General features: G+C 57.3%; 8 protein-coding genes. 1 reads left to right on the forward strand and 7 read right to left on the reverse strand.

What is annotated here, in order from left to right; all coding sequences use genetic code 11:
• Positions 1–223 precede the first annotated feature (223 nt).
• Entirely contained in the window at positions 224–1204 is a 981-nt protein-coding gene (locus K334_RS0102670) for a hypothetical protein (protein ID WP_161625371.1), read from the forward strand.
• 93 nt (positions 1205–1297) lie between these two features.
• On the opposite strand, the gene K334_RS0102675 is transcribed toward K334_RS0102670, so the two are convergent.
• From K334_RS0102675 to K334_RS0102705, 7 genes are all read right to left on the reverse strand, one after another.
• Entirely contained in the window at positions 1298–3664 is a 2367-nt protein-coding gene (locus K334_RS0102675) for a beta-glucosidase family protein (protein ID WP_027444468.1), read from the reverse strand.
• A gap of 38 nt (positions 3665–3702) precedes the next feature.
• Complete coding sequence (locus K334_RS0102680; RefSeq protein ID WP_373277769.1) at positions 3703–6018, reverse strand: glycoside hydrolase family 3 C-terminal domain-containing protein; 2316 nt, start codon at positions 6016–6018, stop codon at positions 3703–3705.
• Positions 6019–6054: 36 nt separating this feature from the next.
• Positions 6055–7251 carry an esterase gene (locus tag K334_RS0102685; protein WP_025880112.1) on the reverse strand — a complete coding sequence of 399 codons (1197 nt, stop codon included), beginning with the start codon at positions 7249–7251 and terminating at the stop codon, positions 6055–6057.
• A gap of 6 nt (positions 7252–7257) precedes the next feature.
• Positions 7258–8886, reverse strand: coding sequence for an alpha/beta hydrolase (locus K334_RS14160; protein WP_081658012.1), 1629 nt, complete (start codon positions 8884–8886; stop codon positions 7258–7260).
• Between the two features lie 25 nt (positions 8887–8911).
• Complete coding sequence (locus tag K334_RS0102695; protein WP_027444469.1) at positions 8912–10480, reverse strand: RagB/SusD family nutrient uptake outer membrane protein; 1569 nt, start codon at positions 10478–10480, stop codon at positions 8912–8914.
• A gap of 13 nt (positions 10481–10493) precedes the next feature.
• Entirely contained in the window at positions 10494–13556 is a 3063-nt protein-coding gene (locus K334_RS0102700; protein WP_051218634.1) for a SusC/RagA family TonB-linked outer membrane protein, read from the reverse strand.
• Between the two features lie 296 nt (positions 13557–13852).
• Complete coding sequence (locus K334_RS0102705; protein ID WP_027444471.1) at positions 13853–17833, reverse strand: two-component regulator propeller domain-containing protein; 3981 nt, start codon at positions 17831–17833, stop codon at positions 13853–13855.
• Positions 17834–17871 lie beyond the last annotated feature (38 nt).

Genomic DNA, 17871 nt, shown 5'->3' on the forward strand with positions numbered 1-17871 from the left:
CCAACTTTGTCAACGGACTGGATGTAGAACAAAAAGCGGAATTGGGTTTCGCCTATCGCAAAGCGGATGGAGAATTGCAGCTGGTTGCCGCCACGGCAAGCACGAAAATGGCCCCTCCCAGGAAGCTGTACTACTCGCCCTACACCCTCAAGTGCCCCGTCACGTCGCTGTCCGACGGCACCTACAAGGTAGTACCCGTGGCCCGCACGCAGCCTGAAAACAAGTGGCAGAGCGTGTGGTCGGCCGAAAATATGCCGAGGCGACCGTCAAAAGCGGACGGGTGGTCGGCTATACCATCAAGCCGACGCCGTCCGTCGAACTGTCGGAGCTGGCTGCCGGCGACATCGCCTTGACCGGATTTGCGCTCCAGGTGTCGTTCAAGGCGAAGGGAACAGGCCCCGACGGACTTGCGCAAAGCCTCTACATGTTCGTCTCAACGACGACGGAGAAAGGCTACTGGAAGACCAGCCAACTGGTCATTGTGGGCAACGGAGAGACGAAAGACATCAAGATGACGTGGACACCCAAGGACGTCGGCACCTACACGATATGGATATGCGCCGACAGAGAGGGCCAACAGGTCGTCGGAGAGCTGACCGACATCAATGTGCGGAAGGGCTGCGGCAGTACCAACACAGGCTTACTCAAATTTGACACGCTCATGGGAGTCAGCGTAAACAACACGCTGAAGAAGCATTCGGTCGACGAAGACGGCCGGCTGATTACCCTTGTCGGCACAAAGGACTTCTATGGCTCGTTCACGGTGAAGATCAATCGGGGACTCAGCTCAATGGTGTCGACTGCACTATACAAGTACAACACTGAAACAAAGAAGTACATATTCCATAAGAGTGGAGAGTCAGGCTGGCTGGCGGCCGAAGCCGGCGCGCAATACAACGGGCACATATCCTTCCCCGGACTTGCCGAGGGCACCTATCTGTTTGTCGTGGGACTGGGACTAAGTAAGGAGGAACAGCCTCTTGAGAATACAAACAAGCTCTACTGGTACAACGACGCCTACTGCTTCACCATCAGCGAGGCCACGGCCATCGACACGCCGAGGGCAAATCGTGGCGACACCGTCTCCATCCACACCCTGCGGGGGACGAAGGTGGCCACCGTGAAGCGCAGCGAAGTCGACCGTTTCCTGCAATCGCTGCCCCACGGCATATACGTCGTCGACGGAAAGAAGGTCGCACGATAGACGGCGGCGACATCCAACATGCCCGAAAGCAATGGCACCGGCCAGCTTTCGGGCATGAAAGGTTAAAATGGGAGGTGGAGAAGCAGGCTTTTTCTACATTCTTTTCAATACATCGAACTGTTCAACAGGCCGCAACACGTCGTGCACCTTGGCCTCCCACGCCTTCACTTCGACAGAGAGCGTGGCCTTGATGTCGCGCGACGACGCGCCGACGCGCAGCTGATACTGGCCGGCAGCCACCTTCCAGGCCGAAGCATCGGCATCGAACGAAGCCAGGTCGGCCGTCTTCACGGCCAGCGTCAGCGTCTCGGCTTCACCCGGTTTCAGACTCTTGGTCTTGGCAAAAGCCTTGAGTTCCTGCGCAGGTTTGTCGCATTGCCTGCTGTCGGGAGCCGCCACATAAAGTTCAACGACCTCCTTGCCCTCTGCCTTTCCCACGTTCTTCACGCTCACCGTCACGCTGATGACGTCGTCCTTGACGTCCACCTTTGCGTCGGCATAGTCGAACTTCGTATAGCTGAGCCCATAACCGAAGGGATAGGACACCTCTTTTCCGAAGCTGTCGAAATAGCGGTAACCCACATAGATGTCCTCTTCATAGTTGGTATAGTCCACGTCTTTCTCGCCATTGCCGGCCTTTCCTTGATTTGTCAAGTTGAGATCGGGCGTCTTGTCGATGGGGAAGTTGCGGGAAGAATAGGCGTCGGTGAAGTTCACGGGCCACGTCATGGTGAGCTTGCCCGACGGCGAAGCCTTGCCACCGATGACATCCGCCACCGAGTTTCCACCCTCCTGGCCGGCTTGCCATGCACAGAGGATGGCGTCGGGCATGTCCTTCCAGGAAGCCGTTTCGATGACACCACCGACATTGAGCAGCACGATGACCTTCTTGCCGACCTTGTGATAGGCTTCGCAAACCTGTGAAATGAGTTGCTTTTCCTCTTTGGACAGATTGAAATCGGCCACCTTGCGGTCGATGAACTCCCCGCTGATGCGGCCCAAAGTGATGACGGCCACGTCCGAAAGCCGCGCCTGCCGGTCGAGTTGCGCGGCCTCGAAGTTCATTTCCACGGGTCGGGGCGTCGGCAGAAACATGGCCAGCATGGCCGCTTTCTTGCTTTTCTTCACCGCAGCTTCCAGCTTCGCCTTCGCTTCCGCCTGCCGTTGGGCGACATACCGGGTGTATTGCTGCTGCAAATCGGCATTCACCTGATAGCCCGCAGCCTTCAAACCATCGAGCAATGACACCACGTAGGCATGGTTGACGTTGCCCGAGCCGGTGCCACCCGCAATGAAGTCATAGCTTGTGCAACCGTAAAGCGCCACCTTGGTGTCGGACGCCTTGGTGGCTATCGGCAAGGTGTTGGCCTCATTTTTCAGCAGCACCATGCCTTCGGTCGCGCTCTGTCGCGTCACGGCGGCATGTGCCTTGAGGTCGGGTTTGTTGCTGTATTTGTAGCCTTGATAGCGCGGTGTCTTCTCGATGAGGCTCAGAATGCGGGCGACATTGCGGTCGAGGTCGGCTTCTTTCAGCCTTCCACTCTTCACGCCGTCGACAATCGACGTGAACTGCTCGGCCTTGCCGGGCTGCAACATGTCGTTGCCGGCCCACATCTGCGCAGCTCCGTCCTTGCCGCCGAACCAGTCGGTCATGACCGTTCCTTCATATCCCCACTCGTCGCGCAGGATGGTGGTGAGCAAGTCTTTGCTTTCCGACGTGTAGACACCATTGATTTTGTTGTACGAAGACATGACCGTCCAGGGCTGCGCGTCCTTCACCGCAATCTCGAAAGGCTTGAGATAAATCTCCCGGATGGCACGTTGCGAGACGCGTGCGTCGGTATTCATGCGGTTGGTTTCCTGATTGTTGAAGGCAAAGTGCTTGATACTGGTGCCCACGCCGTTGCTCTGAATGCCGCGGATATAGGCTGCAGCGGTCTTTCCGGCCACCACGGGATCCTCACTGTAGTACTCGAAGTTGCGGCCGTTGAGTGGGTTGCGATGGATGTTGACGGCAGGAGCCAGCAACACGTCGACGCCATATTCCTTCACTTCCGCGCCCATCGCCTTGCCCACTTCCTCAACGAGTTGCTGGTTCCAGGTGGAGGCCAGCAGCGTGCCGATGGGGAAATGCGTGCAGAAGTAGCTGGCTTTGTCATCCTTGCGGTGGGCGTCGATGCGCAGCCCGGCGGGCCCGTCAGCCAGCACAATGGCCGGTATGCCGAGCGAATCGAGCGGATAGGTGGTGCCGGCGGCACCCGGAACAAGCGCCTTGGTGGCACCGATGACGGCATTGTCGCCGCTCATTCCGGCCATGCCCGTGCCGATAACGAAGTGGGCTTTGTCCTCCAGCGACAGTTTCCGGAGCACGTCTTGTTGGTCTATGGTTCTGCCTTGGGGCGCGCACGACACGACAAGCGACGCGGCCAAAGCAACGGGAAATAGTTTTTTTGCTTTCATTGGTTGTTTCATTTAACAGAAAATCAGTTGCCCATCACTCAACGCCGAAGGAGATGGAGTTTGACGGTGGGCTTCATCACATTGTCTACTTTGGTCTTCATTCCGTCGACCTTGACCGACAAGGTCTTCTCCACATGGCTGGAAGAAGAGGCCAGCATGAACCGGTAAGTCCCTGCGTCGACCACCCATGCCGAAGCTTTCTCATTGAAAGAAGCCAGGTCGCGCGCCTCCACCATGAGTTCCACGGTCTCGCGTTGGCCAGGTTGGAGCAGCTCGGTCTTGGCATAATCCTTCAACTCCTTGGACGGTTTGTTGAGCAGTTTGCCCTTGGGCGCGACCACAAAAAGCTCCACCACGTTCCTGCCCGCCCTGCTTCCGGTATTCACGACGTCGACCGTCACGACATATTCAGCACCCTTTCGCGTCATCTTGGCGTTCTCATAAGCAAACGTGGTGTAGCTCAGGCCGTAGCCGAAGGGATAACTCACGGGCTTATTGAAGCTGTCGAAATAGCGATAACCCACATAGATGTCCTCGTCATAGTCGGTGAAATCGATGTTGGCCTTGGGCTCCCGCTTGGCACTCTGCTTGTCGCCACCCCACATATACATCGTTGCCAAGTCCTTCGTATCTTTCACATCAGAAGGGAAATTGCGGTCGGAAGCGGCGTCGCCATACTTGTTTTGGAAAGTGACCGGCAAGCGGCCCGACGGATTCACTTGGCCCGAGAGCACGTCGGCAATGCTGTTGCCCACCTGTTCGCCGCTCTGCCAAGTGCAGACAATGGCGTCGACAAGGTTCTTCCAGGAAGCGGTTTCGACCGGACTGCACACGTTGAGCAGCACGACGACTTTCTTTCCTGCCTGTCGATAGCCCTCACTCACCTGCTTGATCATGGTCTGTTCCTTCTCATACAGGTTGAATTCATCCTGCGTGCGGTCGGCCGCCTCACCGCTCTTGCGCCCTATCGTTATTACGGCCACGTCGGTATTGGCCGCCGTCTCGGCCACTTGGCGGTCGGTCATGTCCATCTCTTCAGCCCTGTTGAGCGGCCGGAGTGAGAATGGCGGAAGGCCGTTGGGATAAAGACGTTTCTGCTCTGCGGCGACATGTTGCTTGTATTGGTCGAGCAACGGCTTGTAGACGTTCATGCCGGCGTTGCGCAGCCCCTCCACCAGCGACACGGTGTAGCGACCCACCATCGTGCCGCCGAAGCCCGTTCCGCCGGGAATTATCTCATAACTGGTGCAGCCGAAGAGCGCCACCCGACTGCCCGGAGCCAAAGGAAGCGTAGCTTTGTTTTCGAGCAACACCATGCCTTCCGCTCCAATGACACGATCGTCAAGAGCATGCTGTTTGAGATCGGGTTCGTTGGAATAGGGATATTCCGCGAAGCTATGGCTCTTGACAACGAACTGCAACACGCGTCTTACGTTACGGTCGAGCACTTCCATGGGCAGTCTGCCGCTCTTGGCGTCTTCCATCAGCTGATTGAATTGGCGTTCCTGGCCAGGTTGCAGCATGTCGTTGCCGGCCAACATCGAGAGCGTGGCGTCCTTGCCGGCATTCCAATCGGACACAACAAGCCCGTCGAACCCCCACTCCTTGCGCAGAATCGTTTCAGTCAGGTCGACATCTTCGCATGTGGCTTTGCCGTTAATGCTGTTGTAGGCCGTCATCACCGTCCAGGGATTGCCTATCCGCACGGCCAGTTCGAATCCTCGGAGATACAGTTCGCGCAGCGCACGCTGGCTCACCCTGCTGTCATTGGCATTGCGGTTGGTCTCCTGGCTGTTGGCTGCGAAGTGCTTGACGCAGGCCGCCGTGCCCTCGCTTTGTATGCCTTTCACATAGTAGGCGGCCATCGTTCCCGACAAGTAGGGGTCTTCCGAATAGTATTCATGGTTGCGCCCGCACAGAACGTTGCGCATCAGGTTCATGCTGGGGGCCAGAATCCAGTCCAACCCATATTCTTTCGTCTCGTTGCCGATACCCTTTCCCACGGTGAAAGCTGCCTTCTTGTCCCATGTCGAGGCCAGCGCGATGCTCGTCATGTAATCTGTACAGAAGTAGTCGCGGCTGTCGAAGTCGCGATGCGCGCTCATGCGAAGGCCTTGGTTGCTGTCGGCGCAATACGTAGAAGGTATGCCCAGACGGGGGATGGCGTAGCTGCTGCCGGCCGTTCCGGGGAACTTCACGTCACGGCCGAAGCCCATTCCGCACCCCAGAACCAAATGGCACTTCTCTTCGAGAGTCATTTCCCTCACCACTTGGTCGATGTTGTCGGGGCGCAAGCGGGTCTGTGCCACTGCCGTTGCGCCGTGGCCAAACAACAGGGCCACAGCGCAGATCATCATATCACTTAACTTCATCTTGAAAATTCTGCACGATTACTTGAACAACAGAGGCGCAAACTCACTCAAATAGATGCGCCAGTTGCGCCAGATATGTCCTCCATCGCTCTCCAGATAGGTGTATTTGTAAGCCTTGGAGTCCAGATAGTCGCGCAGCGCCGTGTTGTTCTTGTAGAGGAAATCGGTCTTCCCAATACCTATCCAGAACAGCTTCGGGTGCTTGCCGAACAGCCGGTCGATTTTCTGATTACGGTTTTCATAGATGGATTGGACGCCTCCCTGCCGGCCCTGGTCCACCGCCGCGGAGAAAAGACCTACGTAATCGAAGGTGTCGGGATTGTTGATGGAGATGAACAAGGAGTGGAAGCCACCCATCGACAAGCCTGCAATGGCGCGGTGGGCCTTGTCTTTCCGCACGCGATAGGTGCGCTCCACAAACTTGATTACGTCGGGGAAAGCCTGCTCGAAGCAGCCGTCCATCGTCTTGGGCAACATCATGGAAGGCACCTTGAAGCCTTCCGACGTTTCGCCCGGACATGCTTCCTGCGAGATGTTGCCATTGGTCATGACCACAATCATGGGCTTGGCTTTGCCCTGCGCAATGAGATTGTCCATGATTTGGGCAGCCCGGCCCAGTTCGCTCCAGGCATTCTCGTCGCCACCGATACCATGCAGCAGGTAAAGCACGGGATAGTCCTCCTTGCTTGCCTCGTAACCTGCGGGCGTATAGACCGTGCAGCGGCGGGTCAGACCGGCCGTCGGGCTGTCATACCACACCTTCGATACGGTGCCGTGGGGCACCTTGCTCACCTGATAAAGGCCGTCCTTGCCGCCACCTATCATGAAAACATTGAACACACTCGTGATGTCTCGGATGGAATAGACGTTCAAGGGATCGGTCACTTTCACGCCATCTACTATTATATTATAGGTGTAGAGCTCGGGAGCGAGGGCCTCCGAAGTGAACGACCACACCCCTTTGTCGTCCTTGGTCAGGTCTGCCACGCCCGGAGCGTCGTACTCTCCCATCGGCGTCTTCACCTTCTGTGTCGGCAGAAAGTCGCCCGTCACCTGCACCTTCCGGGCCTCCGGGGCCATCATTCGGAAAGTGACGCTGTTGTCTTGGTTCACTTCTGGAGACACCAACGGGTTCTGTCCCCACGTAAGCGCTTGCTGCGCATGGCCGGCCAGTGTCAAAACGGCCAGCATTACGGCTAAGATGATTCTTTTCATTCGCATTTATTTAAAATAGTTTCCTAATCGTTTCATGAACTTCGGGTAGCATTCTTTCCAGAAATTCCAGTCGTGCATGCCCGCCCGCTCGATGTAAGTGTAATTTGAAAGGCCCATCGTCTGCATGCCTTTGCCGAACGGTGCGGCCATGGCATAGACCGTTGCGTCTTCCGTCCCCACCTCGATGGTGATGTCGGGATAGTCATTTGTCTTGAGATTCTTCATCTCATCCTTCAGATTCGTCTTGCCGTTTCCCGTCGCCGGGCTCATGGCATAGGCGCAGCAGAACAGCTCATGGTGCTTGAAAGCATAGAGCAACGTGCCGAATCCGCCCATCGACAAGCCGCCGACGGCACGGGAATTGCGGTCGGTCTTCACGCTATAGGCCTTCTCCACGGCAGGCATCAGTTCCTGAAAGAAGTAGTCTTCATACTTCATAGCTTCCTGAACACCGTTGCTGTAGAAGCTTTGGAGCGCGTCGGGCATGACGACAATCATCTTGCCGACCGTGCCGTCGTCGACGGCTTTGGTGGTCAATGCGGCCAAGTTGCCCTTGTCGAGCCACGCGTTGTTGTCGTCGCCGTAGCCATGAAGCATGTAGAGTACCGGATATTTCTTGTCCGCAGTGTAACCCTCGGGCAAATATATGGAATATTTCATTTCCCTATTACAGTATGTACTCTTTATTTTGAGGTCGCGCAACAGGGTTCCCTTCGCCTCCAAGAGCTCTGCATAGCTGATGTTGAACGGCACGGGCGTCTGGATTTCGGCACCGGTGGCGTCGAGAACCTTTGTGTTTTTGGAGCTGATGGAGTAGAGTGTACGGCCTTCGACGTCCTTGGCGACGGCCAAAGTGACGTCTCCTGCCGCGAGATACTGCTTGTTTCCTTTGGCGTCGGCAATATAGGAGCCACCCGCTACATTATATTGCGGAACGACATAGCCGTTCCCACACAGGCCCGCAGCGGCCGGACTACCCTGAATCTTGTACGTTCCTACCAGTTCGGATGGTTTCAGCTTCTCCTTGGCCACCAGCTCGAACAAGCCGGCCGGCTTGCCTTCGGGGTCACTGAAGGTGACGACATACTTTGTAATACCTGGGATGACGGTCTGTTGGTAGGTCGTCATGTCCATCACCGTGACGGGTTGTGTCTGTACACTCATCATGCAACCGCTGGCTTCGGGGTCGTCCTGGCCCACGACAAAGGGCAGCGTCCCCTGGTAACTCACGTGATACGACTTGCCGTCGGCCGTCTTCACCAATCCGTTCAGGAAGTAGACGCTGTCCACTTGGTTCACGTCGAGGTCGCCTCCGGCTATGGCCGCACCGTTCACCGTGCCCGAATAAGTGTTGGCGGACGAGACTTCGGCCACCGGCGTAAAGCTTCCGCCGGACAAAACCCATTCCTTGCTGCCCAGACGCAATGTCATGGCCTGGTTGTCTGCTCCCGAAAGAGTGATGTTCAGAGCCTTGACGCCCTTGCGAAGCTTATCGGTCGGAGCCACGGCAGCCTTGGTGAAGGCACACTGTCCTACTTCGCTGAACCGTCCTTCCAAATCGCTGACCGCGCTTTCCGTGCATCCTGCGGTGCAAAGGAGCACACACAATGCGAACAAATACTTTATCGTTTTCATGATTCTGTTAGCTTTTTAAATGAGATTACCAATTCGGATTCTGCTTCATGTTGGGGTTCAGGTTGATCTCCTTCAATGGAATGGGCAGCAACTTGTTGCGTTCCTTGAAGCCGTAAGACTCGTTCTTATAGTTCCATTCCACACCCGTGGTCGTGAAAGAAGGTATCTCCTTGCCCTGTCGGCCCAGCATCTTCTCGCCATCCCCCCAGCGCACAAGGTCCTGATAGCGCACGCCTTCCAGGCAAAGTTCCAGCCGCTTCTCGGTCTTGATGGCCTCAAGCGTCACGTCGGAGAGCTGCGGCAGCTTGGCACGCTTGCGTATCTGGTTCACATATTCCAATGCTTTCGCCTTGTTGCCGGCCTGCAGATGGGCCTCGGCAGCGAGCAACAGCACTTCGGCGTAGCGCATCACGCGGTTGTCGGTGTACTGCATGGTCTGGAAAGCGGGGAAGTTGATGATCAGGTCGCTCTGCAATATGCGGTTCTTCCAGAAGAAGTAGCCTTCATTGCCGGGCAGGAACACGCCTGCCTTTAGCGTTATGCCATACGCTTTCATCTGCTCATACGTGCGCATCGTGCTCTTCAGCCGATATCCGTCCTTGCCTTCGGCGGCCACGAAAGCGTCGTAGAGCGACTTGCGGGGTGAGCAGAAGCCGTATGTCCCTTGGGCAATCTCGGCCGCGGCCTGGCCGCTATACTGCAAATGGTCGGTGCGCCAGCCCTGCATGATGTAGGTCATCGACATGAACGTGTTGGCCTGCTTCGGGTCGTTGCGGCTCTGCCATTCAATCATCGACTCGCAGTTGTTGTTGTTCACCGCATGTTGCATCATGTCGTATTCGCCCGTGAAGAGCGCATACTTGCCCGAGGTGATGACTTTCTCCAGTTCGGCGGCCCCTTCCTTGTACTTTCCTTGGAACACGTATGCCTTTCCCAGCAGGGCTTCGGCCAGCTCCCGGGTCACCCGAATGGTCGTTTCCCGGTCGTCGGCGTCCTTCTTCGACGGCAGCGCGTCGGCGTTGATGGCCTCAGTCAGGTCTTTTTCGATGAACGCCCACATCTCTTCAGGCTTGGAATTGCCCGGCCGATACTCGCTCGGAGCAAGCAGATGGTCGACGATGGGGGCCGTTCCCCAGAGGCTGACGAGCTCAAAGTCGGCCCATGCACGATAGAACTTGGCCTCTGCTATGCAGCGTTTCTTCTCGGGGGTGTCGCCTTTCACCTGGTCGACAATCAAGTTGGCTTGGTAGATAATGCCATACATGCTCTGGTAATAGCCGGCAACCGAGCCGTCGTCCGTGCCGAAAGTATATTCATTGAGCTTCTCCAATCCGGCGTTGTCGCCCCGCGAACCGCCGCCGGCCCACACGTCGTCAGAGAGGCAATTCTTCATGAAGAACCAGTTGAAGTAGCTGCCTTTCAATGCAACATACAAACTGGCGAGGGCTTCCTTGGCTTCTTGGTCGGTCTTGTAGAAGTCCGACTGTCCACCCATGTTGCCATGCTTCGCGATATCCAGCCGGTCTTCGCAACTTGACAGGCCACCGGCCAGCAGCACGGACGCCATGGCGATATATAAGAATGACTTTTTCATATTGAGTGATTGATTAAAATTCGATGTTGAAACCTAATACCAACTTCTTCGACAGGGGGTAGGCACCCTTGTCTATGCCCATGCCCGACGTGGCGTTGGTCGACGCTTCGGGGTCGAAACCTTTATATTTAGTGAATGTAAAGAAGTCGTCGAGCGACACGTAGAGGCGCACGTTGTTGAGCGCGGCCCGCCGGACGAGGGCCTTCGGCAAGGTGTAGCCCAGCTGTATCTGCTTGATCTTGAAGTAGGAGCCGTCGAACACCATCGCATCTGACACCGCATACTTGTCCATGTCGGCCGCGCCGGCCTTCGGTTGGGTGGCATTTGTGTGGTCGGGAGTCCATCGGTCGGTGTAGAAAAAGTCCTTCAGTTTGTTGCTGGCAGCGTAGTCCGGGCGGTTCACACAGTTGAAAATCCTGTTGCCGTGTGAGCCTGTACCGAAGACGGTAAGGTCGAATCCCTTCCAGGCGGCGGTCAAAGTGAGTCCATAGGTGTAGTCGGGGATGGCGTCACCGATGTCCGTCAGGTCGCCATCATTCACCGTTCCACTGCCATCGAGGTCGGCAAATGTGGGGTTGCCGGTCTGCGGATCGATGCCTGTGAACCGATAACCGCGGTAGTAATAGACCGGATATCCCTGTTCGAAATAGGTGATTGTATAGGTGTGGAAGGTAGAGCCGGGCAGCCGGGTGATGGACGGGTCGATGTAGGTCACCTTGTTGGTGAGGGTCGCCAGATTGGCTTTCACGCTGTAGTTGAAGTCCTTCACGTGGTCGCGCCAGCCGATTTCGAACTCCAGTCCCTTGTTGCTGACGTTGCCGGCGTTGATGGGCGACGTGGCGCCGCCGATTTCCAACGAGGGCGTCGTGCCGCTGACGAGCAGGTCCTTGGTCTTTTTCACGAAGTAGTCGACGCTGAAATTGAGCCGGCTGTTGAAGAGATAGGTGTCCAGACCGATGTCGGTCTGCTCCGAAGTCTCCCACTTCAGGTCGGGATTGCCCATCGTCGAGGGCTTCACGGCATTGGTGTAGTCGAGGCCGCTGCCGAAGGGATAGAAGCCGCCCTGCGCCATGTCGGTGCTGTAGGAGTAGCCGCCGAGGGCCGCCAGACTGCCGTTCTGTCCCCAGCTGACACGCAGCTTCAGGCTGTTGACAGCGTTGCGGAGCGGCTCGAAGAACCTTTCCTCAGAGACGGTCCAGCCCAACGAGGCGGCGGGGAAGTAGCCCCAGCGGGTCGTCGTGGGCAACTTGGAGAGGTCGGCGGCGTCGGCACGCAGCGAGAACTGCGCGAAATACTTGTTGGCGTAGTTGTAGCCCAGGCGGCCGAAGTACGACAACTTGGCCGAACGGCTCTTCTCGCCACCCGTTCCCTTGGTGGCCGAGGTGGAGGCGTAGTTCAAATAGTAGAACAGCGGGTCGTTCTTCTTGATGGCGTCTTCGTTGTTGGCGCTGAGACTGCCGCTGGTATAGTCGTTCGTAGCCTCCTGATAGGACATGCCCACCATGCCCGTGACGGTGTGAAGGCCCATCCGCCTCATGTAGTTGGCGAAGTTTTCCCACTGATAGTAGATGCTGGTGGAGTTCTGCCCGTTGAGACTTACATAGTCGTTGCCTTGCACGGCATTGCCATAAAAAGGCAGGGAGACGGAGCTCTGGCGGCCGCCGCTCAGGCGATAACCGAAGCGGGAGGTGAGCGTAAGGCCCTTGACGGGCGTGAAGTCGGCATAGATGGAGCCGTTCACATTGAAGCCGCTGTTGCGCGAAAGGCCATTGTCGCGCATGATCATCGGGTGCGTCTGCTCGCCGGCATAGAACTTGGAAATGCCATAGTAGCCACCTTCGGCGTCGGTCATGAGCTTCTTTCCCTGTGCCAAAGCGTAGCGCATGTGGTAAGGCAGGGCGTTGGGGGCATAGGTGTAAGGCGTCAGCGGGTCGAGCACCATGACCGAAGTGAGCAGCGAACCATACTCGTTGTTGCTCGAAACGGAGCGCACATTGTACTTCTCTATCTGGTTGGTGGTGCCCACGGTCAGCCATTTCTTCACCTTGTATTCCGAGTTGATGGTGGCTGTCAGGCGGCGATAGACGTCGGCATTGCCCTTCACAATGCCATTATTATCAAGATAGGTGAGGCTCAGATAGTAGTTGCCGCGCTCGCTTCCGCCCTCGAACGCGATGTTGTGCTTCATCATCTTGCTGCTCCCGAAGGTGCGGTCTATCCAGTCGGTGTTGGTCTTGCCGTCCCAGTTCTTCAGCAAGTAGTCCTTCGTGAATGTCTTTCCTTCGCTCATATATTGGATGTATTCCTCGGCATTCAACATCTTCGGCGTGCGTGCGATGGACTGTCCGGCAAACTGGAAGTCGTAACGGATGCGGCCTTCGCCCACCTTTCCCTTCTTCGTCGTTATCAAAACGACGCCGTTTCCGGCCTCTGCGCCATAGATGGCGGCACTCGCCGCGTCCTTCAGAATCTCCATTGAGGCGATGTCGTTGGGGTCGATGCCGCTGATGTCGCCCAACCGCACGCCGTCAACGACGTACAAAGGTTCGGAACCTACGTTGGAGGAGAAGCCGCGGATGCGCACCGTGGGCGAGGCTCCGGGGGCCGAAGAGGCGGAGATGATCTGCACGCCGGCGGTCTTGCCTTGCAGCGCCGACTTGGCATTGGTGATGGTGCGGTTCTCCATATCGGCCGCCTTCACCTGCGAGATGGCCCCCGTCACGTCGCTCTTCTTCTGCACGCCGTAACCGACGACGACCACATCTTCCAGCGTTTTGGAATCTTCCTTCAATACAATCCTAAGGTCTGTGCCCGCCTTCACTTCCTGCGTGGCGTAACCGATGTAGGAAATGACGAGCGTGGAGCCCTTGTGCGCCTTGAATTTAAACGTGCCGCCGAGGTCTGTCACAGTGCCATTGCAGGTGCCTTTCTCGACGACACTCACGCCGATCATCGGCTCTCGCGAACCGTCGACCACCTTTCCGGCCACACTGACCAGCTCCTGCGCCCATGACGGCAGGCTGACCAGCGCAAAAAAAACAAAGGTTAGATACCTGATAGATTTGATTTTTTTCATGTTGATGGTTTTAGTTTGACAACTGCGGCAAAGTTACTGCATCCCGCCGCCACGCCCTTGCTCACAAATTCTTTTCTGTTTCATTTTTGTTCAACGTGCCTTTCACGGTTGTTCAAAAGTTTTAGAATGCGTGCAAGGCGGCCCATGACTCCGCCGGAGTGGGTCGGTTCCAAAACAAACGCAGCCCTTTTGCACGGGCAAAGGGCTGCTTTTGGATTGCCAAAGGGCTGCTTTGAGCCGCTGAAAGCATGCTGATGAAAACGCAACGGACAAGCGGTGACAAATCGCCGGAGCGGTCATTTGTATTCGCTCGGGGCTACGCCGAACTGGCGCTTGAAGGCCGTGGAGAAGTAGGAAAGCGAACTGAAGCCCGTCATGTCGGATATTTCCGAGACGTTGCAGGTGCCCTCGCGCAGCAATTCAGCCGCCCGGTTGAGCTTGTAGGTGCGGAAGAAAGCCGCCGGTTTCTCGCCCGTCAGCCCCTTCATCTTGTAATAGAACTTGGTGCGCGACATGTGCAACATCTCCGTAACGCGCGTGATGTCGATGTCGGCATTGGAGAGTTCCGACTCCATCACCTCGTACAGCTCCTTCATGAAACGCTGGTCCTGCGGCGCCAACACCTTCTCTACGGCTGCATCGGTCTGTGTCGACTGGTTCAACAGGGCGTGTATCTTCTTCCTGTTTTGCAGCTGCGAGTTGACCAAAGCCAGCAGCAGCTTGGGTTCGAAAGGCTTGGTGATGTAGGCATCGGCCCCCGTGTTGAGCCCCGCAATCTGGTCTTCGACCGTCGTTTTGGCCGTGACGAGCACCACGGGGATGTGGCACAGCTGGGCGTCGGCTTTGATTCGCCGGCAGAACTCGTAGCCGTCCATGCCCGGCATGACCACGTCGCTCAGCACGATGTTGGGGTTTTCCTCGCCCAAAGCCTTGAAAGCGCTCTCTGCATCGAAGCGATAGATGACGCGATAATGGGGCGACAGCAGCGTCTGAAGATAGTTCACCACGTCCGCGTCATCATCGACCACCAGTATCAGCGGCTTTTCCTCGTCCGCATCGCCGCCTGCCACCGGCTGCCGCACGCCGATGGGGTAACGTTTCTCCTGCACTTCGAGCTGCGCTTCGCGCTCTTCCTCGGTGTACATCCGGTCGCCCACGGGCAGCAACAGCGTGAAGACGGCGCCCTGCCCGTTGTCGCGGTTGCCTGCCGTCAGGCTGCCATGGTGCAGCCGGGCCAGCTTGCGGGCGTAGTAGAGGCCTATGCCGGTGCCCCAGTTGAGCGTCCCCGCCGCCTGGTCGTTGAGCTGATAGAAGCGTCGGAAGATGTTTTCGAGTTCGCCGGAGGGAATGCCCTTGCCCGTATCGGCCACGACAATCTTCACAAAACCGTCGTCCACGTCGAGCGTCACGTCGATTCGACCTCCGCTGGGAGTGAACTTCATCGCGTTGGAGAGCAGGTTGCTCACGATCTTGTCGAGCTTGTCGGCGTCCACCCACGTGAGCAGGCAGTCGTCAAGACCATGCTTCTGCATGTCGATTCCCTTCTCGTGGGCGTTGAAAAGGAAGATGTCGCAGATTCGGTTCATCAACGCCGTGACGTCCATCCGCCTGACATTGAGCTTCAAGGTGTCCTGGTCGAGCTTGCTGAAGTCCATCACCTGGTTGACCAGCCTCAGCATGCGCTGAATGCTGTGCTGCACGATGAGCAGCAGATGGCGGTCGTTTCCTTTCAGGTCGGCGCTCTCGCCGAGCATGCTGACAGGCCCGGCAATCATCGTCAGCGGTGTGCGGAACTCATGGGAGATGTTGGCAAAGAAGCTCATGTTCATCTTGTTGACCCGCTGTTCCTGCTCCTTCTCCATCTTTTCGCGCTCCACGGCCCGCTTGTCGGCGGCGATGCGGCGGCGTATCCTGACCGTAAAGTACAGCGCGACAGCCGCCACGACGATGTAGACGAGCCACGCCCACCACGAGTTGAGCGGCGTGGGAGCCACGTAGATTTCGATGGCATTCTCGGAAATGGGCTTCTCCCGGTCGTTGTTGGCCACTTTCACGCGGAACGTGTAATGGCCGGCGGGCAGGTTGGCGTAGGACGCCTCGTGGCTCGTTCCGGCGTCGTTCCAGTAGCAGTCTATGCCTTCGAGCTTGTAGAAATAATGTACACGCTCGAACTCGCTGTAGTCTATGGCCGCGTAGGATATGGAAAAGCTGTTCTGGTCGTGCCGCAGGCGAATCTCGGGATTGTTGTCCATGCTCTTGTCGATACACTCGTCGGCGTAGGCGTGCACCTGTTGGTTGTGCACCTTCAGCGTCTCGAACACCAAAGGCAGGTTGCGGCGGGTGGTGATGTCGATGGGATTGAAGGTGGTGATACCGTGGGTTCCACCGAAGACGAGCGTTCCGTCGGCCAGACGGCAGACCGCACGGTCGTAGAACTGGTTGCCGCCAATGCCGTCGGAGACATAGAACTGCGTCACTTTGCCGACGGTGCGGTCGTATTTGTTGAGCCCGTACATCGTACTGACCCACAGATTGCCCTGGTTGTCCTCGATGATGGCCGACACGTCGGAGCACGACATGCCGCCGATGGCGTCGAGCTTGCGGGTGCGGGGATTGTAGCGCAGCAGGCCGTTGCTGTCGGTTCCTATCCAGACAAGCCCGCCCATGTCCTGATACAGGTCGGTGGGGATGAACGCCGGGCGGCGCATGCAGCTTTTCATCTCCTCCCTGCTGATGGGAAAGTCGGCGACGGTCATGGCGTCGGGACGAATGACCTTGACGTTGTCCATGAAGCTCGCCACGAGCACACGGCCGTCCTTCAGCGACAACAGGCTGGGCGAGAACGAGACGGCGCCGACATCCAGCCGCTCGAAAGCGCCGCTACGGGGGGCGTAGCGTGTGACTTGATTGCCCAGACCGGTGCTCCACACGTCGCCGTGGCGGTCTTGTGTCATGTCGAGTTGCAGTCCGCCGGGATATTGGCGCACCACGCAGAGCGTGCCGCCGTCGACCTTGCACTGCAGCACCCCTTTGCCAGTGGTGACCCAAAGGCCGCCCTGGCGGTCGACAAACAGGAAGTAGGGGCCGGCGGCACGCAGTTCGGGAAGGGCCACGGGGGCCGCTTTCTTGGACTGGATGTCGTAATGGACGAGCCCGCTGTGCTTCGCCAGCACCCACAGGTGCCGCTGCCGGTCGGTGGCCAGCGACAGAACGGGCTGCTGACCGATGTAGTCGTGCAGATGACTGTTGTTGTTGAAGAGCTTGTGGTCGCGATAGTTGATGATGTATCCTTCATCCGTGGAGCCCATCCAGATGTTGTTGCGGGAGTCACGGAACAGACAGGTGGGCCAGAACTTGTCGGCTTTCACGGGGAAATCGGGGCGGTCGGGAGCGGTCAGCGTGTTTCTCCTTATATTATATAGATACATCTTGCCCGCCCCGGTCGATATCAGAATGCTGACCGCGTCGTAGGGGTGGATGCAGAGCGGACGGCTTTTGGCGATGTCGGCGTTGGCCTGCAACACGTCGGGCAGCGGCTCCAGCCGACGGGTGCGGGTGTTGTAGCAGGCCATTCCCGAACGCAGACAAAGCCAGAGCCTGCCGCCGGCGTCCAGATAATGGATGTTGGAGTCGGAACTGTAGAACGGCAACGCCTCGAAAGCCATCTGCCGGAAGCTGCCGTCGAAGCCGTAGAGCCCCTTTTCGGTGGTGACCCAAAGGCAATCGCTCCGGTCTATGACGAGCCTCATGAAGCTTCCCCGCGTCAGGTCGGCGTCGATGGCCGGCTCGAAACGCTCTCTTGCGGCGTCGTAGACCATCACGCCGCCCGAATTGCATACGAAAATGCGCCCGCGACTGTCCTGCGCCAGATTGTTGCAGTTGCCGGTTTCGCGCACGAAAGGCACACGGACGAAGTTGTCCTGGTCGGTTCGGCGGCACACGCCGTTGAGGCTGGCGGCCCACAAGCGGTCCTGACGGTCGACAAGGATGTCGCGAATCTGGTTGTCGGGCAGCCCCGTGCTGTCGTCGTTGCAGAAGTATTGCTGGTACTGGTGGCCGTCAAACTTGTTGAGTCCTCGGAAAGTGGCGATCCAGACGTGGCCTTTGCCGTCTTCGGCAAAGGCGTTGACATGATGGTTGGAGATGGTTTCGGTTATCAGCGGATTGCGTTTCACCTCCCTGTCGCCCTGTTGTGACGGGCCCTGACAGGCGCACAACAATGTTGAGAGACAAACGAAAAACAGATGACGGTGAAGCTTGTGGGAAGGGATTTTCATGTTGTGATGTATTATCAAGGCCCAAAGTTAAGCAATAT

Source organism: Segatella baroniae DSM 16972 = JCM 13447 (assembly GCF_000426585.1).
GTDB classification, from domain to species: Bacteria; Bacteroidota; Bacteroidia; order Bacteroidales; family Bacteroidaceae; genus Prevotella; species Prevotella baroniae.